This window comes from Propioniciclava sp. MC1683, assembly GCF_014164675.1.
GTDB lineage: Bacteria > Actinomycetota > Actinomycetes > Propionibacteriales > Propionibacteriaceae > Propioniciclava.
On sequence record NZ_JACJFX010000118.1, the window covers coordinates 1 to 677 of the forward strand.

Here is a 677-nt window from a genome sequence, read left to right on the forward strand (position 1 = left end):
ATCACCGCACGAACCGCCTCCGCCTTGAATTCCGGGCTGAACTTCTTCCGGGTCATTCGATCCCTTCCATTTCTCCCACGGATTCTACCGGTGGGGGCTCTTGGTCCGGAAACAATCCCTCACCTCAAACCGGGGATCGGACGCCACCCGGTCGTAGTGGGACAACACGTGCAGCCAGTAGAACAGGTTGTAGCCGGCGAACGGATACTCCACCTGGAGGAACAACGTGCCGATGCCGTAGTGGCACGGACCCAAGGGCACGCGGGTGACCCAGTGGCGGAGCAGGAACTCGACCGCCCGGTCGAGTTCCGGACTGCTGTTGGCCCGGTCCGTGAACCGGAAGGCATCCAGGGCAATGAGGGTGGGACCCGGGTTGGCGAACTCGCTTTCCGGACCCCGGCCGTAGCTGAACTTGTTGCACCTCCACCCGCCACCGTCGAACTGGGTCGCCAGCAGGTGCTGGAAGGTCACCGCGAGCCGGGGATCGCCCCCGCAGCCCAGATGGGCGAGCGTGCAGGCGGCGTGGGCGGTCTGGCAGGGGTAGATGGCCGAGCTTGTCAAGATTTCTGTGTAAGGGATCCTCTTGTTGTTGTTCGAATCTAGAGGTAGCGGTTGATGCGTTCGGGGTAGACGAGGGCGAGTTGGGCCAGAGCTTGTTTCCAGTTCGTCACGATCTG

1 protein-coding gene is annotated in these 677 nt (G+C 62.6%); it reads right to left on the reverse strand.

Annotation, left to right across the window (positions count from 1 at the left end; genetic code table 11):
- Positions 1-84 precede the first annotated feature (84 nt).
- Positions 85-561 (reverse strand): hypothetical protein, encoded by a 477-nt coding sequence (locus tag H5397_RS17510; protein WP_182819032.1) that lies wholly within the window; start codon positions 559-561, stop codon positions 85-87.
- Positions 562-677 lie beyond the last annotated feature (116 nt).